21 protein-coding genes are annotated in these 23,273 nt (G+C 61.6%); 16 read left to right on the top strand and 5 right to left on the bottom strand.

Annotated elements, in window-relative coordinates; genetic code table 11:
- The first annotated feature begins 11 nt into the window (after nt 1-11).
- Together NE852_RS18685 and NE852_RS18690 are read left to right on the top strand one after the other, a co-directional pair.
- Entirely contained in the window at nt 12-317 is a 306-nt protein-coding gene (locus tag NE852_RS18685) for a DUF1244 domain-containing protein (RefSeq protein WP_008533180.1), read from the top strand.
- Nucleotides 318-407: 90 nt separating this feature from the next.
- Nucleotides 408-671 (top strand): DUF2312 domain-containing protein, encoded by a 264-nt coding sequence (locus NE852_RS18690; RefSeq protein WP_008533181.1) that lies wholly within the window; start codon nt 408-410, stop codon nt 669-671.
- A gap of 58 nt (nt 672-729) precedes the next feature.
- On the opposite strand, the gene NE852_RS18695 is transcribed toward NE852_RS18690, so the two are convergent.
- The 3 genes from NE852_RS18695 to NE852_RS18705 form a co-directional block, all read right to left on the bottom strand.
- The gene (locus tag NE852_RS18695) at nt 730-1,278 is read right to left on the bottom strand and encodes a GNAT family N-acetyltransferase (protein WP_245270734.1); all 549 of its coding nucleotides are present in this window, start codon (nt 1,276-1,278) and stop codon (nt 730-732) included.
- Between the two features lie 173 nt (nt 1,279-1,451).
- Nucleotides 1,452-3,296 (bottom strand): DUF882 domain-containing protein, encoded by a 1,845-nt coding sequence (locus tag NE852_RS18700; RefSeq protein ID WP_258155927.1) that lies wholly within the window; start codon nt 3,294-3,296, stop codon nt 1,452-1,454.
- Between the two features lie 178 nt (nt 3,297-3,474).
- Entirely contained in the window at nt 3,475-5,019 is a 1,545-nt protein-coding gene (locus tag NE852_RS18705) for a sigma-54 dependent transcriptional regulator (RefSeq protein ID WP_258155928.1), read from the bottom strand.
- 288 nt (nt 5,020-5,307) lie between these two features.
- Here NE852_RS18705 and NE852_RS18710 point away from each other — a divergent pair, with 288 nt between their 5' ends.
- The 11 genes from NE852_RS18710 (at nt 5,308) to NE852_RS18760 (ending at nt 16,879) form a co-directional block, all read left to right on the top strand.
- A complete protein-coding gene (locus NE852_RS18710) occupies nt 5,308-7,161 on the top strand; it encodes a M3 family oligoendopeptidase (RefSeq protein ID WP_008533192.1) in 1,854 nt (617 codons plus the stop codon).
- 157 nt (nt 7,162-7,318) lie between these two features.
- Nucleotides 7,319-8,425, top strand: a complete 1,107-nt coding sequence (locus NE852_RS18715; protein ID WP_245270736.1) for an aminodeoxychorismate synthase component I — start codon at nt 7,319-7,321, stop codon at nt 8,423-8,425.
- Entirely contained in the window at nt 8,422-9,051 is a 630-nt protein-coding gene (locus NE852_RS18720; RefSeq protein WP_258155929.1) for an aminotransferase class IV family protein, read from the top strand. The genes NE852_RS18715 and NE852_RS18720 overlap by 4 nt, the downstream gene beginning before the upstream one ends.
- Before the next feature lie 2 nt (nt 9,052-9,053).
- Nucleotides 9,054-9,338 (top strand): YciI family protein, encoded by a 285-nt coding sequence (locus NE852_RS18725; RefSeq protein ID WP_008533199.1) that lies wholly within the window; start codon nt 9,054-9,056, stop codon nt 9,336-9,338.
- Between the two features lie 168 nt (nt 9,339-9,506).
- Nucleotides 9,507-10,958 carry a homospermidine synthase gene (locus tag NE852_RS18730; protein ID WP_258155930.1) on the top strand — a complete coding sequence of 484 codons (1,452 nt, stop codon included), beginning with the start codon at nt 9,507-9,509 and terminating at the stop codon, nt 10,956-10,958.
- Between the two features lie 170 nt (nt 10,959-11,128).
- Nucleotides 11,129-11,500: a hypothetical protein gene (locus NE852_RS18735; protein ID WP_128623626.1), complete on the top strand. Its 372-nt coding sequence runs from the start codon at nt 11,129-11,131 to the stop codon at nt 11,498-11,500.
- Nucleotides 11,501-11,536: 36 nt separating this feature from the next.
- A complete protein-coding gene (locus tag NE852_RS18740) occupies nt 11,537-11,857 on the top strand; it encodes a hypothetical protein (RefSeq protein ID WP_037174480.1) in 321 nt (106 codons plus the stop codon).
- A 275-nt stretch (nt 11,858-12,132) separates the two neighbouring features.
- Nucleotides 12,133-14,055, top strand: a complete 1,923-nt coding sequence (locus NE852_RS18745) for a 5'-nucleotidase C-terminal domain-containing protein (RefSeq protein WP_258155931.1) — start codon at nt 12,133-12,135, stop codon at nt 14,053-14,055.
- Between the two features lie 123 nt (nt 14,056-14,178).
- The gene (gene hemH / locus NE852_RS18750; protein WP_008533207.1) at nt 14,179-15,213 is read left to right on the top strand and encodes a ferrochelatase; all 1,035 of its coding nucleotides are present in this window, start codon (nt 14,179-14,181) and stop codon (nt 15,211-15,213) included.
- 172 nt (nt 15,214-15,385) lie between these two features.
- Nucleotides 15,386-16,420, top strand: coding sequence for an SPFH domain-containing protein (locus NE852_RS18755; protein ID WP_037174483.1), 1,035 nt, complete (start codon nt 15,386-15,388; stop codon nt 16,418-16,420).
- 3 nt (nt 16,421-16,423) lie between these two features.
- Nucleotides 16,424-16,879: an NfeD family protein gene (locus NE852_RS18760; protein WP_008533209.1), complete on the top strand. Its 456-nt coding sequence runs from the start codon at nt 16,424-16,426 to the stop codon at nt 16,877-16,879.
- Nucleotides 16,880-16,893: 14 nt separating this feature from the next.
- On the opposite strand, the gene NE852_RS18765 is transcribed toward NE852_RS18760, so the two are convergent.
- Nucleotides 16,894-17,889 (bottom strand): SIS domain-containing protein, encoded by a 996-nt coding sequence (locus NE852_RS18765; protein WP_008533210.1) that lies wholly within the window; start codon nt 17,887-17,889, stop codon nt 16,894-16,896.
- A 143-nt stretch (nt 17,890-18,032) separates the two neighbouring features.
- Here NE852_RS18765 and NE852_RS18770 point away from each other — a divergent pair, with 143 nt between their 5' ends.
- Nucleotides 18,033-19,577, top strand: coding sequence for an outer membrane beta-barrel protein (locus tag NE852_RS18770; protein WP_258155932.1), 1,545 nt, complete (start codon nt 18,033-18,035; stop codon nt 19,575-19,577).
- 55 nt (nt 19,578-19,632) lie between these two features.
- On the opposite strand, the gene galU is transcribed toward NE852_RS18770, so the two are convergent.
- Nucleotides 19,633-20,520: a UTP--glucose-1-phosphate uridylyltransferase GalU gene (gene galU, locus NE852_RS18775; protein WP_008533220.1), complete on the bottom strand. Its 888-nt coding sequence runs from the start codon at nt 20,518-20,520 to the stop codon at nt 19,633-19,635.
- Nucleotides 20,521-20,723: 203 nt separating this feature from the next.
- Between galU and NE852_RS18780 the strand changes: the two genes are divergently transcribed.
- Both NE852_RS18780 and NE852_RS18785 read left to right on the top strand, forming a co-directional pair.
- Nucleotides 20,724-21,947, top strand: coding sequence for a lytic murein transglycosylase (locus tag NE852_RS18780; protein WP_008533222.1), 1,224 nt, complete (start codon nt 20,724-20,726; stop codon nt 21,945-21,947).
- A gap of 62 nt (nt 21,948-22,009) precedes the next feature.
- A complete protein-coding gene (locus NE852_RS18785; protein WP_008533223.1) occupies nt 22,010-23,248 on the top strand; it encodes an SGNH family hydrolase in 1,239 nt (412 codons plus the stop codon).
- Nucleotides 23,249-23,273: the final 25 nt, after the last annotated feature.

The raw sequence follows: 23,273 nt of genomic DNA on the forward strand, positions 1-23,273 counted from the left end.
AGGAGAGCGAGATGACCGCGCTCAGCAAGGAACAGCAGACCGAATTCGAGGCCGCCGCCTTCCGTCGCCTTGTCGCACATCTTCGCGAACGCAGCGACGTCCAGAATATCGACCTGATGAATCTGGCGGGCTTCTGCCGCAACTGCCTGTCGAACTGGTATCGCGAAGCCGCCGAAGCCGAAGGCGTCGCGGTAAGCAGGGACGAATCACGCGAAATAGTCTACGGCATGCCCTACGAGGACTGGAAAAAACTCCACCAGAACGAGGCCTCGCCTGTGCAAAAGGCCGCTTTTGAACTGAACAACCCGCACAAATAGCTCGGGCAGCCGCGAACGGGCTTGACCGTGACGCCGCTTTCGCGGCAGTCACTGGCATCCAAAAAACGATCATCCAATCAGGAGAACACGATGTCTGATGCTCATGGCGTCGCCCGCGATCAGCTTCGCGCTTTCATCGAGCGCATTGAACGGCTGGAAGAAGAAAAGAAGACCATCGCCGACGATATCAAGGACGTCTACGGCGAAGCCAAAGGAATGGGCTTCGATACCAAGATCCTGAAGAAGGTCGTGGCGCTGCGCAAGAAGGACGAGCAGGAGCGCATGGAAGAGGAAGCGATCCTCGACACCTACCTGCACGCGCTCGGCATGATCGAAGCCCCGCCGGAAGGCTGATCCGCCGATATCGCCGATTTCGATAAAAGCCGCCGGACCTTCCGGCGGCTTTTCTTTCTCAGACTGATCTACCGTCAAGCCGTCCGATCAAGTCCAATTGCATGACTACATCGGTCTGCGGATCGTCGCCAACCATGAATGTCGTGCTGCCTGTCGCAGCAAATCCGGCCCGCTTGTAGAATGCCAAGGCTCGACTGTTCCGCTCGAACACCGTCAGTTCCAGGTGGGTTGCACCACGCTGAGCAGACTCCCCGATAGCAGCGTCGAGAAGACCGCCGGCCAAGCCGCGTCCCCTCCACTCGGCATCGACGTAAATTCGATTGAGAAGAGCAGAGGCCCCATCGGCTGAGCGCAACACCACATCGGCATATCCGATGATCAGATCGTCGGATATCGCGACAAAAACCGCGGCTGACGGGTTGGCGATCTCGGCCTCTTGCCGTTCCGTACTGAAATTCTTGTCGATATAGGATTCGAGATCGGACGCTGCCGTGTCGCTGCCGTAGGTGTCGCGGAACAGTCGCGCCGCGAAGCCGGACAAGGCCCTGGCATCAGATCGGCGCGCGCGTCTGATCACCGATGCGGCTGGCAAAGCATGCTCTGTCACGGCATCTCTCCCTTCGCCCCTCAAGGGGATTGAGCGCGCAGAATGCTTCAGGAAGACATTTTCGGCAAGGATATTAGCTGCAAGCGGGCTGGGCGCCATTGCATCCATGGATCGACAACTAGCCAGTGGCTGCCGATCGCCTCGGCAGCTTTCGATACCAGATGATCGGCAGCTCAATTGGTGTTGAACTTGCGCACTTCCATGAAGTTGACGGCGGTGCCGCTGAAGCGGGCCGGATCGACCGAGGCGGTCTTGACGTTGAAGCCCTCGGCATAGACTGCGGTCGGCTGGGCGCGCATCGTCTGACTGACGAAGCGCGGCGCCTTGACCTGCTTGGAAGCCATTTCGAGGCGGGCGTTGGTCAGCGCCCACTGCGAGATCATCTTCTGCGTCAGTTTCGGTTCGGTGCGCACCGTTGCACGGCCGGCATCCGCCGCGGCGGCTTCCTTCTGCGTCGGGCGTCCACCCTTGGTCGGCAGGGCCTGCGCTGCGGCGCCTGCGGCGGCGGGTGCGTCGAACGCATCGCCGAAGCTCGCCGATTTCGTCGCCGGCGCCAATGCGGCGACCTGCAGTGTCGGCTTTGCCGGAGGCGCCTTTTCCTGCGGCATCGCAGCGGCAATGGCCTGCTCAACGCTCATCTGCGGCTGATGCGAAGCAACCTGGCTTTCCGCAGCCTTGTTGTTCTGCTGCTCAAGCGCCGCTGCGACGGCAGGAGAGAGTTCATCCTGATCGGCCTCGTCGGCCTCTGCTTCCGGGTCCGCATTGGCCGCGGCAAGCAGGTTCTCGGCAACGGCAGGGCGTTCGACGGGTGTGGGAACCGGCAACCCGTTCTGCATGTTCGGATCGACCGAGGCGACCTCGGCGTCGCCGGGCGCCCGACGCTGACCGAGTAGCGACGGAACCGGAATGCTGTAGGCGCTGAGATCGGCAAACTGCTGCGGCTGGGCCTGATCGGCTGGAAGTGCTGCGGCAAGGGCCTGCTGAGCGGCATTACCCGACGACGGCGCTACGAGAGCGCTCGCCACTTCGCTGCCGGCCGGCTGATTGCTGAATGCCGGGCGAACCTGCGGCACCGGCGCGTTCAAATCGGCAACTTCGGTCTGTTGCGGCTCGGCAGGAGCCGGCTCGGCGGCCTTCGGCGGCGTCGCCTTGGCAACGGCGACAGGAGCGGAATCATCCGAATCGTCTTCCTGCTCGTCCGCCCCACCGCCAAAGAGCGCTTCAAACAGCGTCTTGTGCTTCGGCGACGATTCTGAAGCGCTGGCAATCTCGATCTGTGTGCCGCTGACGCGGCGCTTATAGTCGGCCATCGCCTGCTGGTAGCCGGGCAGCGGCTTGCCGTCAGCCGGAATATGAATGGTGTTGCCGTTCGGGAAAAGCCGCACGAGTTCGTCGCGGCTCATACGCGGCCAGGCGCGGACGCCGCCGACATCCATGTGCACGAAGGGCGAGCCCGACGTCGGATAGAAGCCGACACCGCCGACCTGCATCTTCATGCCGATGCCGCGCAGCGTCGCAAGCTTGACGTCGGGAATGAAGAAGTCCATCGCCTTGCCGAGCATGTGCTGGCTCTTTTCGGCGACGCCGGAATTACGCGAACGGCCGCGCAGCATCTCGTTGGTCGCCGGCGAGCGGAATCCGCAGACGACGTTGATGTAGTCCCTCGAACCACTCTGGCGATAGACTTCCCAGATGAGGTCGAACAGGCGTGGATCCATCTTCGTCGGCTGGTTTTTGCGCCAGTCGCGCAGGAAGCGATTCAGTTGCTCCAGACCTTTGGGGTCGAACTTGCCGTTGCGCTTGTAGGTGATGACGGCCTTTTCGCCGGTATGAATGAAATAGAGCTTGAGGCTGCGGGTTTCACCCGCTGCCTGGGAAGGCGTACCAACGAATACCGGTGAGGAAACCGCAAGCGCAAGAAGGGCGGCCGCCGCCGTCCTCATTGCCTTTCCGCAGATGTCGGCGCACAAACGCCAGCTCAAGCGCGAAGGCTTGGAATTCCCATTCAGATTCGGCAACTCGATCCCCGTCAGACAGACAATGTCCCGTACTGTCCCAGATGACTGTCAAATGCGGTCACACGATGGCAAAAATGCCACACATGATCAACCTTTTCTTTACATAGTGAACGAGCCACTAACAAGTGGTTTATGATCAGTAACAAATCGTGGTTGCCTTAGTCTTAATAAAAAGCGCTTAAGCCGCATCTTTCTGGGGATTGTCGGGGTCTATGCCGTAATCTTTGAGCTTACGATAAAGCGTGGATCGACCGATGCCAAGTTTGCGTGCCACTTGACTCATCTGGCCGCGATAGAATTTGAGTGCGAATCGGATGAGTTCCTCCTCGACATCGGCAAGCTTGCGCACGTCGCCTGCGGGATTGACGCTGGCGATCGCGTTTCCGGAGGGCTCAGGCAGACGGTGGTGCACCTCTCCCGGCATTGACGCCCTGAAATCCTCGCCATAGGCCTCGTCAGGATCGAGGCCGGTATTGTCGGCAACAAGCGCCAGGTGATCGACCACGTCATATTCCGGAAGCTGGGCGGCGATCTGCGGGAAGTCCGCCTCCGTCAGCTCCGGCCCCTCGGCCAGTACGACCGCGCGAAAGATCGCGTTTTCGAGCTGGCGGATATTGCCCGGCCAGTCATAGGCGGTCAGCAGCGCCAGCGCGCCGGAATTGACCGTCATCCGGCGGCCATTCTTCTGCTCGCTGGAGAAGCGGTCGGCAAAGACGCGTACGAGATGCGGAATGTCTTCCTTGCGCTTGCGCAGCGCCGGAATGGTGATCGGGAAGACGTTGAGGCGATAATAAAGATCCTCGCGGAAATGGCCGTTCTTGACCTCCTCGATCAGATCCTTGTTGGTCGCCGAAATCAACCGAACGTTAACCTTGTGCGCGGTACGGGCGCCGACCGTTTCGATTTCGCCCTGCTGCACGGCGCGCAGGAGCTTCACCTGCACCTCGAGCGGCAGGTCGCCGATTTCGTCGAGAAAGATGGTGCCGCCGTCGGCTTCCATGAATTTGCCGATGTGCCGTTCGGTTGCGCCGGTAAAGGCCCCCTTCTCATGACCGAAGAGGATGCTCTCGACGAGGTTGTGCGGGATGGCGCCGCAATTGACGGTGACGAACGGCTTGTTCGAGCGCTCGCCGCCGGATTGGATGGCGCGCGCCACCAGTTCCTTGCCGACGCCGGATTCGCCCTCGAGCACGACGGGAATATTGGATTGTGCCGCCCGCTGCGCGAGATCGATGACGCGGAGCATCGCCGGGCTTGCCGAAACGATGTCGTCGAATCCGACCGAGCCCGAGCGCGACCGGCGTCCGGCCCGCGCCTTCACTTCGCGCTGGTCGAGCTTCATCGCGTTCGAGATCGAGGTCGCGATGCGTTCGGGTGAGACCGGCTTGACGACGAAATCGAAGGCGCCGGCGCGCATCGCCTGCACGACGGTCTCGATCCCGCCCTGCCCTGTCTGCACGATGACGGGGATCTGCGTACCGAATTCATGGAGCGCGTCGAGGAATTCGAGGCCGGTCATCTCGGGCATCATCAGGTCGAGCACGATGACGTTGAAAAGGCCGCTGTCTCGTTTGACCATTTCAAGGCCGATGCGGCCGTTTTCCGCCTGGTGCACGACATGGCCGTGACGCTCGATTGCGTTTTTGAGCAGGCGGCGCTGCACCGGGTCGTCCTCGACCACGAGGATTTGCCCTGCTCCCTTGAGCTCATTGTAACCGGTCATTGTCGCCTCACTTCATGCGAAACCATGAAGCGCACTCTGGCAGAAAGGCTTGAACATCCAGTTTTGAGAAACAATTGCATTTTAACGATCGGAACGGGTCATTTTCGTGCCGAAGCGACGCCTTTCGTCCACCGAAAGGCCCTTGATGCCGGCCCTTGTGACGCCTGCAGCGCCGCGCGTCGTTTCAGACGCGCAAAGCACGCTGTAACACTTTGAAAATCGATTCCGATTTTCAGGCCGATGCGCTAGACAAGCAGACCTGTTATAAAGTGGAGAGGAATTGCGCCCATGAAAATCAAGCTTCCGCACGCCAGCCTACTCTTGTCGGCAGCAGCGCCAGCTGGGGCTGCCGATCCCGCGCTCGGCGATCTGCCGGTCTGGAAGCTGCAGGATCTCTATCCCTCCGCCACGTCAACCGCCTTCGTCGCCGACATGGAAAAGGCCGGCAAGGCGGCGACCGCCTTTGAAGAAAAGTGGAAGGGCAAACTTGCCGGCGCGGCGACGAAAACGGGCGACGAGGGCATCGGCGCGGCGCTGAAGGAATATGAGGCGCTTGATGACCTCATGGGCCGCCTCGGCTCCTTTGCCGGCCTCACCTATTTCTCCGACACCACCAATCCGGCAAACGGCAAGCTCTATGGCGACGTGCAGGCCAAGATCACTGAATTTTCCGGCCATCTCTTGTTCTTCGCGCTGGAGCTGAACCGTGTCGACGACGCCGTAATCGACGCCAGCATGGCCAACGACCCCGATGCCGGCCACTACCGCCCCTGGCTCGTCGACCTCCGGAAAGACAAGCCCTACCAGCTCGACGACAGGCTGGAACAGCTCTTCCTCGAAAAGTCGATGACCTCGGCCGCCGCCTTCAACCGCCTCTTCGACGAAACCATGGCGGAACTCCGCTATGAGATCGATGGCGAAAAACTGCCGCTCGAAGTGGCGCTGAACATGCTGCAGGAGAAGGATCCCGAGGTGCGCCGCAAGGCCGCCATGGCGCTCGCCGAAACCTTCAAGGCGAATATCCGCATCTTCACGCTGATCACCAATACGCTCGCCAAGGACAAGGATATTTCCGACCGCTGGCGCGGCTTCGAAGACATTGCCGACTCCAGGCATCTCGCAAACCGCGTTGAACGCGAGGTTGTCGATGCCCTGGCTGCCGCCGTTCGCGAAGCCTATCCCCGCCTTTCGCACCGCTATTATAAGATGAAGGCGAAATGGCTCGGGATGGAGCAGATGAATTTCTGGGACCGCAACGCGCCGCTTCCGGAAACTTCCAGCGCCATTATCTCGTGGCCGGAAGCACGGGAAACGGTGCTTTCCGCTTACGGCAATTTCGCCCCTGAAATGGCTGAGATCGCCAGGCGCTTCTTCGACGAACAGTGGATCGATGCTCCGGTCCGCCCCGGCAAGGCACCCGGCGCCTTCGCCCATCCGACGGTTCCCTCGGCTCATCCCTATGTGCTCGTCAATTACATGGGCAAGCCGCGCGACGTGATGACGCTTGCCCATGAGCTCGGCCACGGCGTGCACCAGGTTCTCGCCGGCGCGCGGGGCGCGCTGATGTGCCAGACGCCGCTGACGCTTGCCGAAACCGCCTCCGTCTTCGGCGAGATGCTGACCTTCCGTGCGCTCCTCGAAAAGACCACCGACAAGCGCGAGCGCAAGGCGATGCTCGCCCAGAAGGTCGAGGACATGATCAATACGGTCGTGCGCCAGATCGCCTTCTACGAATTCGAGCGCAAACTGCACACCGCCCGCAAGGCTGGTGAACTCACAGCCGACGACATCGGCGAGCTCTGGCTCTCCGTCCAGTCGGAAAGCCTCGGGCCGGCGATCAACATTTCGGCGGGTTACGAGACCTATTGGGCCTATATCCCGCACTTCATCCACTCGCCCTTCTATGTCTACGCCTATGCCTTCGGCGATTGCCTGGTGAATTCGCTCTATGCCGTCTATCAGAAGGCCGAGAAGGGCTTCCAGGAGAAGTATTTCGAGCTCTTGAAGGCCGGCGGCACCAAGCACCACTCCGAGCTCTTGAAGCCTTTCGGCCTCGACGCCACCGATCCGTCGTTCTGGAGCCAGGGCCTGTCGATGATCGAAGGGCTGATCGACGAGTTGGAAGCTTTGGATAAGGGCTGAGAGAGCGTCCCTTCTGCCGGTGGGGGAGAAGGCGCCGGCAGGCGGAGGGGCGACTCGGCAGAACCCGTCCTTCGCCCTCAGGAGCGGAACAAACCGAAAGCGTCGCGTGGCAGACAAACCCTATATTCTCTTCCGCGACGACGCGGCCGGCCAGGTAATGCTGTTCGCTGAGCCGGCTGAGATCATCATTGCCGGGACGCGCGCCGAATTCTTCGCAGGCCTTGCCCGCATGGAAGAGGCCAAGGCCGAGGGCAAATGGCTTGCGGGCTACATGGCCTACGAAGCCGGATATTTCTTCGAGGAAAAACTCGCTCCCTTCGCCTGGGAAAATCGCGAAACGCCACTCCTCTGTTTCGGCGTCTTCAACGCTCCGCAGCCGGATACGCACCCGCGCGCCCAGCCGAAACATCGCTTGGAAAACGAGGAATTCCTCACCGCGCCGAAAGCCGCCTGGGATTTCCCCCTATATAAAGAGCGCTTCGACCGCCTTCACGAGCATCTGCGGCTCGGCGATGCCTATCAGGCGAACCTCACCATGCCGATCGAGGCGCGCTGGGCCGGCGATCCCAGCGCTGCCTTCTGGTCGCTGATCGAACGCCAGCCGGTCAAATACGGTGCGCTGGTCGATCTCGGTGGCCCGGTCATCCTGTCGCGTTCACCCGAACTCTTCTTCCGCATTGACGAAGAGGGCTGGATAGAAACCCATCCGATGAAGGGCACGGCAAAACGCGGCGCCACCCCTGCCGAAGACGCCGAAATCATCGCGGCCATGCGTGCCGATATCAAGACGCAAGCCGAAAATCGCATGATCGTCGATCTCCTGCGCAACGACATCTCCCGCATCACCGAGGTCGGCACGCTCGATGTCCCGAAGCTCTTCGACGTCGAGACTTATCCGACCGTCCACCAGATGGTGAGCCATGTTCAGGCAAGGCTCCGCCCGGGGCTTTCGATCCGCGATATTTTTGCCGCCCTCTTCCCCTGCGGTTCGATCACCGGCGCGCCGAAGCTGCGGGCAATGGAGATTCTCCACGCTCTCGAGGACGGCCCACGCGATGCCTATTGCGGCGCGATCGGCATGATCTCGCCGGGCGGCGCCATGCGTTTTTCCGTCGCCATCCGCACCGTCACGCTTTTTGATGGCGGCAGGGCCGTCTTCAATGTCGGTGGCGGCATCGTCTTCGATTCCACGGCCGAGGCCGAATATGAGGAATGCCTGCTCAAGGCCCGCTTCGCCGTCGGCGAACAATGGATCGCCCGATGACCGGTTTTTCGCTGATCGAGACGCTGCGCTGGCAGCCCGACGAGGGCTTCATCCGCCTGCGCCTGCATCTCGCCCGGCTGTCACGCTCCGCCCGTCGCCTCGGCTTCCCGCAGCCTGTCGACGCGGCGGCTAAGCTCGACGAAGCGGTCGTAGAGGCCGCGGGCCCGCGGCGCATCCGCCTGACCTTCGATCCGCAAGGTAAGATTGAGGTGACGAGCGCCGCCTTCGTGCCGCTGGCCCCGGAGACCGTCTGGACCGTCCGTATCGCCAAGACCCGCCTCGATTCCTCCGACAGGCTGCTGCGCGCTAAGACCACACGGCGTGCCGTCTACGAGACCGCCCGCGCCGAATATGCTCAGGCAGAAGCCGACGAAGTCATCCTCTTGAACGAACGCGGCGAAGTCTGCGAGGGCACCATCACCTCCATCTTCCTGGACGACGGGACCGGCATTCTGCGTACGCCGGCCATCTCCTGCGGCCTGCTCGCCGGCGTGCTGCGCACCGAGCTTATTTGTGCACGCAAGGCCCGCATCGCCCGGCTCACGCTTGCCGATCTCGATGCCGGCACGCTTTACCTCGGCAACTCGCTGCGCGGCCTGATCCGCGCAAACCTCGTCAGGAACTGACCATGTTCATTCTCTCCCTCACCTATGTGAAACCCAACGAGGAAGCCGACAAGCACATGGAGCCGCACATGGCCTGGGTGAAGGAAGGCTATGCCAAGGGCTGGTTCCTCGCCTCCGGCCGAAAGGTGCCGCGCACCGGCGGCGTGGTGCTTGCGATCGGCGAGCGCGCCGCAATCGAAGCCTTTGTCGCCGCCGATCCCTTCACCATCCACGGGGTCGCCGAATACGAAATCACCGAGCTTGCCGTGACGACGGCCGTCGAAGGGCTGGAAATCCTGAAGCGCTGATTTTTCGGTCAGATAATCTCGCTGCGCCCGATATTTGACCTTTCCCCGTCAACGCTCTTTATTGTGACGCCGTTTTGTGGTTAGAGCCGGTCACCTCGCAATTTCTGCGGCAATTTCAAAAGAATTCTTCGGGCTGAACGCCTTCGTCGCCTTCCACAGGAGAAAAGAATGACGGAACAGAACTATCCGGTATATGCCGAAATTACCGGTCCGATCGTGATGATCGGCTTTGGCTCCATCGGCCGCGGCACCCTGCCCCTGATCGAGCGCCACTTCAAATTCGACAAGAGCCGGATGGTCGTCATCGACCCGCGGGAAGAGCCCTCCGACATGGAGATCCTCAAGAAGCACGGCGTCCGCCACATCAAGGAATATGTTACCAAGGACAATTACAAGGAGCTGCTGAAGCCGCTGCTGACGGAAGGCGAAGGCCAGGGTTTCTGCGTCAACCTCTCGGTGGACACCTCCTCGCTCGACATCATCAAGCTCTGCCGCAAGCTCGACGTTCTCTATATCGATACGGTCGTCGAGCCCTGGCTCGGCTTCTATTTCGACAAGGGCATGAGCAATGCCGACCGCACCAACTATGCGTTGCGCGAAACCATGCGCAAGGAAAAGGCGAAGAACCCGGGCGGCGCTACGGCCGTCTCCACCTGCGGCGCCAATCCGGGCATGGTTTCCTGGTTCGTCAAGCAGGCGCTCGTCAACCTCGCCAACGATATCGGCCTGAAGTTCGACGAACCGGACCAGCACGATCGCGAGGGCTGGGCCAAGCTCATGAAAAAGCTCGGCGTCAAGGGCGTCCACATCGCCGAACGCGACACCCAGCGCACTAAGCATCCGAAGCCGCTCAACGTCTTCTGGAACACCTGGTCGGTCGAAGGCTTCATCTCCGAAGGCATGCAGCCTGCCGAACTCGGCTGGGGCACGCATGAAGAGTGGATGCCGAAGAACGCCAAGAAGCACAAGAAGGGCAACAAGGCTGCGATCTATCTGGAGCAGCCCGGCGCCAACACCCGCGTGCGCACCTGGTGCCCGACCCCCGGTCCGCAATACGGCTTCCTCGTCACCCATAACGAGTCGATTTCGATCGCCGACTATTTCACGGTCCGCGACAAGGACGGCGAAGTGACCTTCCGCCCGACCTGCCATTATGCCTATCATCCGGCCAACGACGCCGTACTCTCGCTGCACGAGATGTTCGGCAACGGCGGCACGCCGCAGCCGGTTCATCACGTTCTCGACGAAGACGAACTGGAGGACGGCATCGACGAACTCGGCGTCCTGCTCTACGGCCATGAGAAGAACGCCTACTGGTATGGTTCGCGCCTGTCGCTGGAAGAAACCCGCCGCATCGCGCCCTACCAGAACGCCACCGGCCTGCAGGTCACGTCAGCCGTTCTCGCCGGCATGGTCTGGGCGCTGGAACACCCGAAGGCCGGCATCGTCGAAGCCGACGAGATCGACTACAAGCGCTGCCTCGAAGTGCAGATGCCCTATCTCGGTCCGGTCGAAGGCCATTACACGGACTGGACCCCGCTCGACGGCCGTCCGGGTCTCTTCCCCGAGGATATCGACACCAAGGATCCCTGGCAGTTCAGGAACATCCTCGTTCGCTGAGACTGCGAATACAACCTTGAAGATGCCCGCCGCAAGGCGGGCATTTTTGTAACGCCTGCTGTATAAATGCCGCCTTCAGCCCTCCAAGGCTTGCCATAGTGCTGGGGCCGCGCCATGTTTTGCCCGAACTTGGCGGCTGTCCGCCGCGCCGATTCGCCGGGAGAAGCCTTATGAAAATCAAAACTGGTCTCGTTCTTGTCGGTGCAACCGCAGCCCTTGCCGCCTGCGTTTCATCAGGACCGCGCCCCCTGCCGGTTGCAACTGCGCCCGCTCCCACCGGCGTCGAAGGCGCCTGGACAGACGCCAACGGCTTAACCTCTACCTTCACAAGCGGGCAATTTGTCACTCGCACAAGCGACGGGACAAATACACAGATGGCATCGGGTACATACACCACCAGTCCCGATGGCATTATTCAGATAAATCTCTATTCGAATGTCAAAAGGACGACTTCGCTTGTTAACTGCGCTTTGATTGGACCAAGTCAGCTCAACTGCACCACCGCGACAGGTTCGCAATTCACTCTTTCCCGCCGCGGCTAATGAAGAGACAGGGCGATAGGCTTGCGGACTAGCACCATCCAAGCCTCGGCCGGTTACCTCGTCCTGCTGCTTGCAATACCGCTTGCAACATTGGCGGTCGTCTTGCCGGCCAACGTCTATCGCGCCCAGGGCATCGCCGCTCCCGACTGCGACGGGCCGCTGCAGGTTTTGATCTTCGCCCTGCCGGCCCTGCTGATCTATGGCGCCGGCGCGTTCCTCGGCCACCGGAGCGGCGGGCGCTTGCGCCGCGTCATTTCCCTTCTCTGCCTGATCGTCGCGCTCGCCACTCTTCCCAACATTGCGGAAGCCACGCACGAACTCTACCGAAACGCCGTCGACGGGGAATGCCTGGGTTAGAGCATGTCGCGCAAAAGTGTGCAGCGGTTTTGCGTTAACGACATGCGTAAAACAAAGACCTAAAGCGTGAAGAGCGAATCTGAAAGATCGCGACGCGCTTTAGCCACCCGGCTTTTTTGTCTTCCACCTCTTGGAAAGCATTCCCTTTGGCCCAGCTTTCTCTTGCGGTCATGCACCGTCTGATGAAACATCAGCATGCCGGGAACCGCTCCGGTGACCATGGAAGGGATCGGCGAGGATCAGGGGGATCTCTCGCCTCAATCAGGAGAACAGGGATGACGAAGTCTTTCAGCTTCGGTCTTTTGACCGCGTCCATGCTGACGCTGAGCGCGGGCGCCGCCTTTGCGGATTACGAACTCAATATTCTTCATATCAACGATTTCCATTCACGCATCGAATCGATCAACAAGTTCGACTCGACCTGCTCGGCCGAGGAAGAGGGCAAGAAGGAATGCTTCGGGGGTGCCGCCCGCCTGAAGACTGCGATCGACCAGCGCCGCCAGGCGCTGTCGGGCAAGAACGTCCTTCTCTTGAATGCCGGCGATAATTTCCAAGGCTCGCTCTTCTACACGACCTACAAGGGCGCGGCCGAAGCGGAACTCCTGAACCTGATGAAGTTCGACGCCATGACCGTCGGCAACCACGAATTCGACGACAGTGAGGACGGGCTTGCGACCTTCCTCGATAAGGTGCAATTCCCTGTGGTGACGGCGAACGTCAAGGCCGCGGCCGCCTCCAAGCTCGGCGACCGCATCAAGCCGTCGCTGGTGCTCGATGTCGGCGGCCAGAAGATCGGCGTCGTCGGCGCCGTCACCAACGACACGCCCGAGCTTTCCTCGCCCGGCCCGAACGTCACGATATCAGACGACGTCCAGAGCATCACATCAGCCGTTCAGGACCTGAAAGGCCAGGGCGTCAACAAGATCATCGCGCTGACCCATGTCGGCTATCCCCGTGATCTCGCCCTGATCGCCAAGATCCCCGATGTCGATATCGTCGTCGGCGGCCATTCCCATAGCCTGCTCTCGAATACCGACCCCAAAGCCGAGGGTCCTTACCCGACGTTGGTCGACAATCCCGGCGGCTACAAGGTGCCGGTCGTCCAGGCCGCCTCCTACAGCAAGTATCTCGGGGATCTCGTCGTCAATTTCGACGATAACGGCGTCGTCAAGGACGCCAAGGGCGATCCGATCCTGATCGATTCGTCCTTTACGCCCGATCCGGCCGTCGTCGCCCGCATTGCCGAACTGGCAAAGCCGATCGATGAACTGCGCAAGAAGGTGATCGGCTCCTCCGAAGGCCCGATCGAGGGCGACCGCAAGGTCTGCCGTGTCAAGGAATGCTCAATGGGCAATCTGGTGGCCGATGCCATTCTCGACCGGACAAAGAACCAGGGCGTCACCATCGCCGTCCAGAACGGCGGCGGCCTGCGCGCCTCGATTGACGGCGGCGACGTCACCCAGGGCGAAGTCATCACCGTCCTGCCTTTCCAGAATACGCTCGCCACGTTCGAGGCAACCGGCGCGGATATCGCCAAAGCGCTCGAAAACGGCGTCAGCCAGATCGACCAGGGCGCCGGGCGCTTCCCGCAGGTCGCCGGACTGAAATTCTCCTTCGACCAGTCAAAGTCCGTCGGCAGCCGCGTCAGCGATATCAAGGTGAAGGAGGGCGACAATTTCGCTCCGATCGATCCAGCCAAGACCTACAAGGTCGCCACCAATAATTTCATGCGGGCCGGCGGCGACGGTTATTCGATCTTCAAGGATGGCAAGAACGCCTATGATTACGGCCCGGACCTTGCCGACGTGACCGCCGAGTATCTGGCTGCCCACTCGCCCTACAAGCCCTATACCGACGGCCGCGTCACCGAAATCGCCGCAGCTGCCGCGCCGGCGCCCGCGGCCGAACCGGCCGCTCCTGCTCCCGCACCGGCAACACCGGCACCAGCCACCGAGCCTGCGGCACCTGCCCCTGCAGCACCCGCACCTGCCGCGGAACCGACGCCGGCTCCGGCAGCCTCCGCACCCGCCGGAACGACGCCATCCACCCATGTCATCGCCGCCGGTGATACTTTCTGGGATCTGGCGAAAACCTTCTATGGCGACGGTACGCTGTGGCGGAAACTGTCGGATGCCAATGGCAAGCCGAACCCACATCACCTGACGATCGGCAAGGAGATCGAGGTTCCCGCCAAGTAAGACGATTTGTCCCGATGCCATCGGCCGGTCCGGGGTTTCCCGGGCCGGCTTTTCTTTCTATAGGGTGAACCATGATCCCGAGGCTGCGTATGAGCCGACGGAGCAAAGAGCGTTGGGGCCAGTATGACAGCAGATATTTCACTCCGTCCAGCGGACCATCCGGCCGTCAAGTCAGGCAAGGTCGGCGTTCTGCTGGTCAATCTCGGCACGCCCGACGGCACCGATTACACATCGATTCGCCGCTATCTCAAGGAATTCCTGACCGATCGCCGGGTCATCGAATGGTCGCCTTGGAAGTGGTATCCGATCCTGTTCGGCATCGTGCTCAACAGACGCCCGCAGAAGGTGGGCAAGGCCTACGAACTGATCTGGAACAAGGAAAAGAACGAAAGCTTTCTCCGCACCTATACGCGCAACCAGTCGGATCTGATGGCCGGGCGCCTGAAGGATCTCACAAACGTCAAGGTCGATTGGGCGATGCGTTACGGCACGCCTTCGATCGCCTCGCGCATCGAGGCGCTGAAGGAAGAAGGCTGCGACCGCATCGTGCTCTTCCCGCTTTATCCCCAATATGCGGCGGCAACGACCGCCACTGTCAACGACAAGGCCTTCCAGAAGCTGCTGACCATGCGCTGGCAGCCGGCGCTGCGCACCGTACCCGACTATCATGACGACGAGGCCTATATCGAGGCGCTCGCCCAATCCGTCGAAAAGCATCTTGCGACGCTCGATTGGAAGCCGGAGATGCTGCTCGCCTCCTTCCACGGCATTCCGATGTCCTATTTCAAGCAGGGCGACCCCTATTACTGTCAGTGCCAGAAGACCGGCCGGCTGCTGCGCGAACGGCTCGGGCTCACCAAGGACAACTTCATGGTCACCTTCCAGTCCCGCTTCGGGCCGGAGGAATGGCTGCAGCCCTATACCGACAAGACGGTGGAAAAGCTCGCCCAGGACGGTGTCAAGCGCATCGCCGTCATCAATCCCGGCTTCGTTTCCGACTGTCTGGAAACGCTTGAGGAGATCGCCGAGCAGGCGGCCCACTCCTTCCATGAGAATGGCGGCGACAAGTTCGCTCATATCCCCTGCCTCAATGACGGCGATGACGGCATGAAGGTGCTGGAAAAGGTTGTCCGCCGCGAATTGCAGGGCTGGGCTTGAGACCTCGCGAGCAAGCGGCGTCAAGCTGATAGGCCTAAGGAACTCGCCGAGACAAACCTCCTCCTCACCGGAAGTGTGGCATCGGTGTGTCATTTCTTCCTCGCAAAGAACATGCTAACTCACCACATCAGTTGTGGGGCGCGTTGGCATGCGCCGATGGGAGGAATTTTTCATGCTGTTCGGCGGCTTCGACATCGTCGTGATCGTGCTGGTGATTTTTGTCATCCTGGTGCTTTTTGCCGGGATCAAGACCGTGCCGCAGGGCTACCGTTACACCATCGAGCGCTTCGGCCGCTATACCCGCACGCTGGAGCCGGGCCTCAATCTCATCACCCCCTTCATCGAGCGCGTCGGGGCGCGGATGAACGTGATGGAGCAGGTGCTGAACGTGCCGACCCAGGAAGTGATCACCAAGGACAATGCCTCGGTTTCGGCAGATGCTGTCGCCTTCTTTCAGGTGCTGAACGCTGCCCAGGCCGCCTACCAGGTGTCCCACCTCGAAAACGCCATCCTCAATCTCACCATGACCAACATTCGCTCGGTCATGGGCTCCATGGATCTCGATGAGCTGCTTTCCAACCGCGATGCGATCAATGACCGGCTGCTGCGCGTCGTCGACGAGGCCGTGCAGCCTTGGGGCATTAAGGTCACGCGCGTCGAAATCAAGGACATTCAGCCGCCGCGCGACCTCGTCGATGCGATGGCCCGCCAGATGAAGGCCGAGCGCGAGAAGCGCGCCCAGGTGCTGGAGGCCGAAGGTGCGCGCAATGCGCAGATCCTCAGGGCCGAAGGCGCCAAGCAATCCGCCATCCTGCAGGCCGAAGGCCAGCGCGAAGCCGCCTTCCGCAATGCCGAAGCCCGTGAACGCCTGGCCGAGGCCGAAGCCAAGGCGACGAAGATGGTCTCCGAAGCGATCGCCGCCGGCGACGTCCAGGCAATCAACTACTTCGTCGCCCAGAAATACACCGAAGCACTCGCCTCGGTCGGCTCGGCGCCGAATTCCAAGATCGTGCTGATGCCGATGGAAGCCTCTTCCATCCTGAGTTCGCTCGGCGGCATCGGCGCCATTGCCCGCGAGGTCTTCGGCGATGCGGGCAATCCGCCGCCCCCGCCTCCACCGCGCCCGCGTCCCGCCCCGGCGCGCTCGACGCCGCCGATCAATCCGCCGATCTCCAACACTCCCTTCAACCCCGATCCGGAGCGATAGGCCATGCTGGCGAAGATCGTCGCCGAACTCGGACCATGGAGCTGGTGGGTCGCCGGTCTCGTCCTGCTCGCCGCGGAAATGATCGTTCCCGGCTTCTTCCTGGTCTGGATCGGCCTTGCCGCCTTGATCGTCGGAGCGCTATCGCTGCTCTTCTGGGACAGCGCCTTCTGGGTCTGGGAGCTTCAGGCGCTTCTTTTTGCGCTTCTCGCCGTTGCCACGACTTTCGCCGGCCGCCACCTGACATTGCGAAATGCCACGACGGACGAGCCTTTCCTCAACCAGCGCGGCGCGAGCCTCGTCGGCCGCACGGCGACGCTGCACGAGCCGATCCGCGAAGGCCGCGGCCGCATCCGCCTCGATGATACGCTGTGGCAAGTAATCGGACCCGATCTTCCCGTGGGAACGCAGGTGAAGGTGGTCTCGTGTCACGGCCGCGACCTGAAGGTCGAGCCACTCTGAACAAACAGGCGTGATCAGGCGACGCCGATCCGTAGCAGATCGTGGAAATGCACCAGCCCGAGCGGCTTGTTGTCGTCATCGATGACGATCAGCGCGCCAATGTGGTGCTGGTTGAGCAGCGCCAGAGCGGCCGTCGCCAGCACCGTCGGCTTCACCGTCTTCGGCGTCCTGGTCATAATATCGTCGACAGCGAGTTCGGCCAGATTGCGCGTCAGGTTGCGCGCCATGTCGCCTTCGGTGACGATGCCGCAGAGCCGCCCATCCTCGTCAAGCACGCCGACGCAACCGAAATGCTTGCGCGACAGCACCGTGATCGCCTCCGGCATCGACGTGCCCTTGGCCACCAGCGGCAGCCGCTCGCCGGTATGCATGATATCGGCGACATGCATCAGGCTGGCGCCCAGCTTGCCGCCGGGATGGAAGACGTGGAAATCCGTGGCGGTAAAGCCGCGCGCCTCGAGCAGCGCCACAGCCAGCGCGTCGCCAAGGGCAAGCTGCATCAGCGTCGAAGTCGTCGGCGCCAGTCCGTTAGGGCAGGCCTCCTGCTCGTTCGGCACCAGAAGGACGATATCGGCAGCCGTCGCCAGTGAAGACCGTTCGCTGCAGGTGATCGCGATCAGGGGAATGGAAAAGCGCCGGGTGAAGGAAATGATGCTCTTGAGTTCGGCGCTCTCGCCGCCTTTGGAAATCGCAAGGACGACGTCGTCGCGCGCGATCATGCCGAGATCGCCGTGATTGGCCTCGGCCGCATGCACGAAAAAGGCGGGTGTGCCTGTTGAAGCGAAAGTTGCCGCCAACTTGGCACCAATATGGCCGCTCTTGCCGACACCGGTGACAATGACGCGTCCGGAGATGTCGCCGATGATCTCGACGGCGCGTGTGAAAGGACCGGCCAATCCGTCGTCGAAAGCCCGTTCGAGCGCCTCAAGACCGCGTTTTTCGGTCTCTATCGTGCGTTTTGCCGATTCGAGCACGCTGTTTTCAACGAGTTTTATCGCTCTTTTGTTCATGGAGATGCGTTAGACCTTTTCACTTTCCAAGTCCACCCCGCACTATTTCCGAATTGTGAACAGTGTCCGCCCGCGGCAACGAATGATTAACCACAAGGCTTTACCTTTGGGTAAGAACCGAAAAGCATGTCAGGCGCGAATTGATGGGCCAACCAAAACAGACGAGCAGTGTGACGCCGCTCCGCGCCATGAGCCGTGCCGTCTCTTTTGCTGCGTTCGGTGGTCTGCTTTTGAGCCAGTCAGCCCTAGCGCAGTCCGCCGTGTCGCAGCAGGCGGGCGCGGCAGCGAACCGCTCCGCGACCTCCCAGGACTACCGCGCCACGATCAATGCGGCCGCCGCCGGTTTCGATGGCGAGACCGACGATTCAGCCATTCCGGCCGCAAGCGGCACCACCGCAAACGCGGATAACGCTCAACAAAGGCCCGCCATCCCCGACGCGCAATCGGGCGACGATATCACCGGCTCCATACTCGACGACGACATACGTCGGCTGAACACCCGCGAAGCCTCGGTCGACGAGGCATTGCCGCGCCGCAAGGCCGCCGAAAGCGCCTCGACCGCGGAGACGCCAGGCATTCCGATCGGCACTTTCGTGCTCCGCCCGAGTGTGACCCAGAGCATCAACACCGAGACGACCAAGGACGGCAACACCAGGCAGCAGCGCGCCTTTCTCGAAACCGATGCGGCCGCGACGCTCACCTCCGATTGGAGCCGGCACCAGCTGAGCGTCACCTCGGAAGGCGCCTGGCAGAAGAATGTCAGCGGCGAGGGCGAGGAGCAGCCTTCCTTCAAGGTCAACGGCGATCTCAGGCTGGATCTCTCCCGCGATGCGGTCGCGCACCTCACCGGCGGCTACAACTTCTACCGCGAGGATACGGACGACCCCGACGCCATCGCAGGTGCGACCCAGCAATCCGACGTGCAGGAATTTTCGGCCGGCGCCTCCATCCAGCGCGATTTCGGCATCCTGCGCGGCACGACCGCGCTGGCGCTGACCCGCTCGGTCTATTCCGATGCCACGCTCGCAAGCGGCACGACTGTGAACATGAGCGACCGCAACCAGACGACGGGCACACTGCGCGGCCGCGTCGGCTACGAGCTCTCTCCGGCGCTCATCCCCTTCATCGAGGCCACGATCGGCCGCACGCTCTACGACGAGACACGCGATTCCGCGGGCTACGAGCGTTCGGGCCACAGCTATGGCGCCAAGGCGGGCGTCGAGGTCGATCTCGGCGAAAAGCTGAAAGGCGAAGTCGGCGTCGGTTACGCGATGGCGGATTTCGAAGACAGCCGGCTGTCCTCGATCGATACGGCCACGCTCGATGCGAGCCTGCTCTGGTCGCCGATCCGCGGCACCGATGTCAATCTCGGCCTGCAGACGAGCATCCAGCCCTCGACCACGGCAGGCGAGAGCGGCTACGTCTCACACGCGCTGACGACGACGGTCACCCACCAACTGCGCGACAATCTGGTCGCGACAATGATCGGCGGGGTGACGTGGCGCGACTATCCCTCGGACAGCAGCATCAACGACGAACTCGTCTATACCACGGCGACCGGCCTCACCTGGAACATCAACCGATATCTCGATCTGACCAGCACGCTCGGCTACGAGCTGACGGCACGCAAGGACGGTCCCGACTCGCAGCAATGGCGCGCCGGCGTCGGCCTGAAGCTGAAAAGATAAACGCCGCGCATCCAACGGGACGCGCGGCGCTCTGCCATTTATGCTGAACGGGGGCCTAGTTCAGGCCGGCCAGCAGTTCCTTGAAGCCGCCTTCGACCGACGGACGAATGTCCGCACGTTCGAGGGCGTAGGCGACGTTGGCCAGGATGAAGCCGTCCTTGGCGCCGCAGTCGTAGGTGGTGCCGCGGAAGTGGTAACCTGCGAAATCCTGTTCCTTGAGCAGCTTCAGCATGCCGTCGGTAAGCTGGATCTCATTGCCGGCGCCGCGCTCCTGGGTTTCGAGGATCTTGAAGATCTCCGGCTGCAGGATGTAGCGGCCGTTGATGAAGAAGTTGGAAGGCGCCGTCCCCTTGGCAGGCTTTTCCACCATGCCGGTGATGCGGAAGCCTTCGCCGATCGCTTCGCCGACGCCGACGATACCGTATTTATGCGCCTGGTCGGGCGCGCATTCCTCGACGGCGATGATATTGCCGCCGCTCTGACCGTAAAGATCGATCATGCCCTTCATGCAGCCCTTGTCGCCCTTCATGATCATGTCGGGCAGCAGCAGCGCGAAGGGCTCGTCGCCGACGATCTCGCGGGCGCACCACACGGCGTGGCCAAGGCCGAGCGGCTCCTGCTGGCGGGTGAAGCTCACCGTGCCGGCCTTCGGCAGCTGCTGGGCGAGAAGGGTGATTTCCGCCTTCTTGGCGCGCTCACGCAGTGTCTGTTCCAGCTCGAAATGAATATCGAAGTAATCTTCGATGACGTGCTTGTTGCGTCCGGTCACGAAAACCAGATGTTCGATCCCTGCTTCGATCGCCTCATCGACGACATATTGAATGATTGGCTTGTCGACGACAGTCAACATTTCCTTCGGAACAGCCTTTGTTGCCGGCAGGAATCGCGTTCCCAATCCGGCAACCGGAAATACTGCTTTACGGACTTTGTTGTGTTGAGCCACACCGGCCTCCTGCTTCGATCATATCGCTTTGGAAATAGAGCTTTTTAGCTTCAGTTAGTATAGAATTGCTACTGTTTTGCAACTGGTGACCCCGGCGGGTCGTCATGGTAAAGAATTTGTTGACTCCGTTCCTGTAGTCTCGGGTTTGGGCGGACATGATGCCCCGCTGCGCCAGAAACTGAAGATGTGGGATACGACTGTCGATGACCCAGAATCACAAAAACTCCCTTCGTGGCCTTGCTCTCGCCTTCGTTGTCGCAGCCCAGGTGGGGCTCGTCCCCGACAACGCGAAAGCTGATTCCCGGTTCCAGAAATGGATCGCGGATTTCTACCAGACAGCCGCTCAGAGTGGCATCAGTAAGGCAACCTATCAAAAGGCCTTTTCCGGGGTGACCGATCCCGATCCGACCGTGCTCGAAAAGGCGGCCTTCCAGCCGGAATTCACCTCGAAGATCTGGGACTATGTCGATTCCCGCGTCAATCCCTACACCGTCAAGATCGGCCGCGAGATGGCCGTCAAGCATGCCAGAACGCTGGCGGCGATCGAACAGCGCTTCGGCGTCGACAAGACCATTCTCCTCGCCATCTGGTCGATGGAATCGAATTATGGCGCGATCCTCAACAAGGACGACCGGCTGCACTACGTGCCGCGCGCTTTGGCAACCCTTGGATATGCCGATCCGAGCCGCGCCAAATTCGCCAAGAAGCAGTTGATCGCCGCGCTGAAGATCCTGCAGAACGGCGATGTGCCGGCACGTGAAATGACCGGCTCCTGGGCCGGCGCCATGGGCCACACCCAGTTCATCCCGACAAGCTACCTGCTTTATGCCGTTGATGCCGACGGCAACGGCCATCGCGACATCTGGAACTCCGTGCCGGATGCGCTGGCGACCTCGGCCAATCTCCTGATGAAGAACGGCTGGGACACCGGCAAGACCTGGGGCTACGAGGTCGTCGTTCCCGCGGCCGCGGCCAAGCAGGTCGGCAAGACCCATACGCTGGCCCAATGGGCCGCACTCGGCCTGAAACGCCCGAACGGCAAGGCCTTCCGCGAAGGCGATACCAAGGCGATGCTGAAGATGCCGGCCGGGCCTGATGGCCCGGGCTTCCTGATGACCGCGAACTTCTTCACCATCAAGAACTACAATGCCTCGGATAGCTACGCGCTTGCCGTCGGCCTGCTGGCCGACCAGATCGCCGGCTACGGCGGCCTGCAGCAGCGCTGGCCGCGCCCGGACGGCGCGCTCGACATCACCGAGAAATTCGAGCTGCAGACCCGTCTCAAGACGCTCGGCTATTATAGCGGCGAGGTAGACGGCAACTTCGGCTCGGGTTCGAAAGCGGCGATCTCGGCCGTGCAGGAGCGCTTTGGCATGCAGCCGGACGGCGAGCCCTCGCTGCCGCTTCTGAACGCGCTTCGCCGCTAGAAGCGGCGCAACCGTGACCTACATAACAGCGGGAGTGGACGCTGGCCTACCCGGCGTGCAAGATGCCGGCAGATGCGGAACTGCCCATGACGAAGAAAACTGATCGCACCCCAATCCGTTGGCTGATGCTCGCCTTGACGGCGGCTTCGCTTTGCCTCGGCGCACTTGCGCCGGCACACGTGGCAGAAGCTCAGGAGCAGCGCTATCAGCGGCGTTCGATCCTCGATTTCCTCCTCGGCAGGCGCTATCTCGACGACGGGCCGCAGGCCCCCGACGTTCCGCAGCCGAAACGCGAGCAGCGCAAACGCCCGCCGGCGCAGAAAGCCATCGTCAATACCCGCACCGCACCACCGGTTCGCGCTCCCGTACAAGAGGAGGAGCCGGCGGTGGAAAAGCTCGCCGACGCCCGAAAGATCCTGATCGTCGGCGATTTCCTCGCCAGCGGCCTCGGCGACGGCCTCACCGCCGCCTTCGAGACGTCGCCGGGCGTCGTCGTCGAAGCCCGCGGCAACGTCTCGTCGGGTCTCGTTCGCGACGACTATTACAATTGGCCGGAACAGCTGCCGAAGATGATCGACGAGATGAAGCCGGCCATGGTCGTCGTCATGATCGGCGCCAACGATCGCCAGCAGATGGTGACCGATACCGCCAAGGAGAAATTCCGCACCGATGGCTGGTTCGCCGAATATCGCCGCCGCGTCCTTTCCTTCGGCAAGGAAGTCACCGACCGCAAGATTCCGCTGCTTTGGGTCGGCCTTCCTGCCTTCGAATCCGATTCGATGACGGCCGATGCCGTCCAGATGAACCAGCTTTACCGCAATCAGGTCGAAAGCATCGACGGCGAGTTCGTCGATATCTGGGATGGTTTCGTCGACGAAAACGGTACCTTCATCGTCACCGGTTCCGATGTGAACGGTCAGCAGGTGCGCCTGCGCACCTCCGACGGCATCAACCTGACCCAGGCCGGTCGGCGCAAGCTTGCTTTCTATGTGGAAAAACCCGCCCGCCGCATACTCGGTACGCAGGCAAGCCCGGATCTGGTCCGCCTCGACTCCAGCAATCTGCCCGGTCTCGGCCTGCCCGCCAATCCGGTCGAGCATACCGTGCCGATCAGCCTCTCCGATCCCAATCTCGATGGCGGCGCCGAGCTTCTCGGCGCAAGGCCGCCGCCTGTGACGCTGGCGAAATCGCCGCGCGACCTCTTGGTCGAGCAAGGCGAGATGACGCCCGCGCCTTCCGGCCGCGTCGACGATTATCGCCTGCCCGCGGCCAAGCCGCCGGCCGAAGTCTCGGTAAAATAAAAATGCGGCGCGGGGCCGCCGCCAT

Origin of the sequence: Rhizobium sp. Pop5, assembly GCF_024721175.1 — a bacterium.
Classification (GTDB): Bacteria; Pseudomonadota; Alphaproteobacteria; order Rhizobiales; family Rhizobiaceae; genus Rhizobium.

What these genes read in the sequence shown, in the direction of transcription:
- NE852_RS18760 (WP_008533209.1), top strand. Translation starts at nt 16,424, where the DNA reads ATGCTGGCGAAGATCGTCGCCGAACTCGGACCATGGAGCTGGTGGGTC.
- NE852_RS18685 (WP_008533180.1), top strand. Translation starts at nt 12, where the DNA reads ATGACCGCGCTCAGCAAGGAACAGCAGACCGAATTCGAGGCCGCCGCC.
- NE852_RS18705 (WP_258155928.1), bottom strand. Translation starts at nt 5,019, where the DNA reads ATGACCGGTTACAATGAGCTCAAGGGAGCAGGGCAAATCCTCGTGGTC.
- NE852_RS18765 (WP_008533210.1), bottom strand. Translation starts at nt 17,889, where the DNA reads ATGAACAAAAGAGCGATAAAACTCGTTGAAAACAGCGTGCTCGAATCG.
- NE852_RS18770 (WP_258155932.1), top strand. Translation starts at nt 18,033, where the DNA reads ATGGGCCAACCAAAACAGACGAGCAGTGTGACGCCGCTCCGCGCCATG.
- NE852_RS18715 (WP_245270736.1), top strand. Translation starts at nt 7,319, where the DNA reads ATGCTGTTCGCTGAGCCGGCTGAGATCATCATTGCCGGGACGCGCGCC.
- NE852_RS18720 (WP_258155929.1), top strand. Translation starts at nt 8,422, where the DNA reads ATGACCGGTTTTTCGCTGATCGAGACGCTGCGCTGGCAGCCCGACGAG.
- NE852_RS18780 (WP_008533222.1), top strand. Translation starts at nt 20,724, where the DNA reads ATGACCCAGAATCACAAAAACTCCCTTCGTGGCCTTGCTCTCGCCTTC.
- NE852_RS18735 (WP_128623626.1), top strand. Translation starts at nt 11,129, where the DNA reads ATGAAAATCAAAACTGGTCTCGTTCTTGTCGGTGCAACCGCAGCCCTT.
- NE852_RS18745 (WP_258155931.1), top strand. Translation starts at nt 12,133, where the DNA reads ATGACGAAGTCTTTCAGCTTCGGTCTTTTGACCGCGTCCATGCTGACG.
- NE852_RS18690 (WP_008533181.1), top strand. Translation starts at nt 408, where the DNA reads ATGTCTGATGCTCATGGCGTCGCCCGCGATCAGCTTCGCGCTTTCATC.
- NE852_RS18785 (WP_008533223.1), top strand. Translation starts at nt 22,010, where the DNA reads ATGCCGGCAGATGCGGAACTGCCCATGACGAAGAAAACTGATCGCACC.
- NE852_RS18730 (WP_258155930.1), top strand. Translation starts at nt 9,507, where the DNA reads ATGACGGAACAGAACTATCCGGTATATGCCGAAATTACCGGTCCGATC.
- NE852_RS18755 (WP_037174483.1), top strand. Translation starts at nt 15,386, where the DNA reads ATGCTGTTCGGCGGCTTCGACATCGTCGTGATCGTGCTGGTGATTTTT.
- NE852_RS18710 (WP_008533192.1), top strand. Translation starts at nt 5,308, where the DNA reads ATGAAAATCAAGCTTCCGCACGCCAGCCTACTCTTGTCGGCAGCAGCG.
- hemH (WP_008533207.1), top strand. Translation starts at nt 14,179, where the DNA reads ATGACAGCAGATATTTCACTCCGTCCAGCGGACCATCCGGCCGTCAAG.
- NE852_RS18725 (WP_008533199.1), top strand. Translation starts at nt 9,054, where the DNA reads ATGTTCATTCTCTCCCTCACCTATGTGAAACCCAACGAGGAAGCCGAC.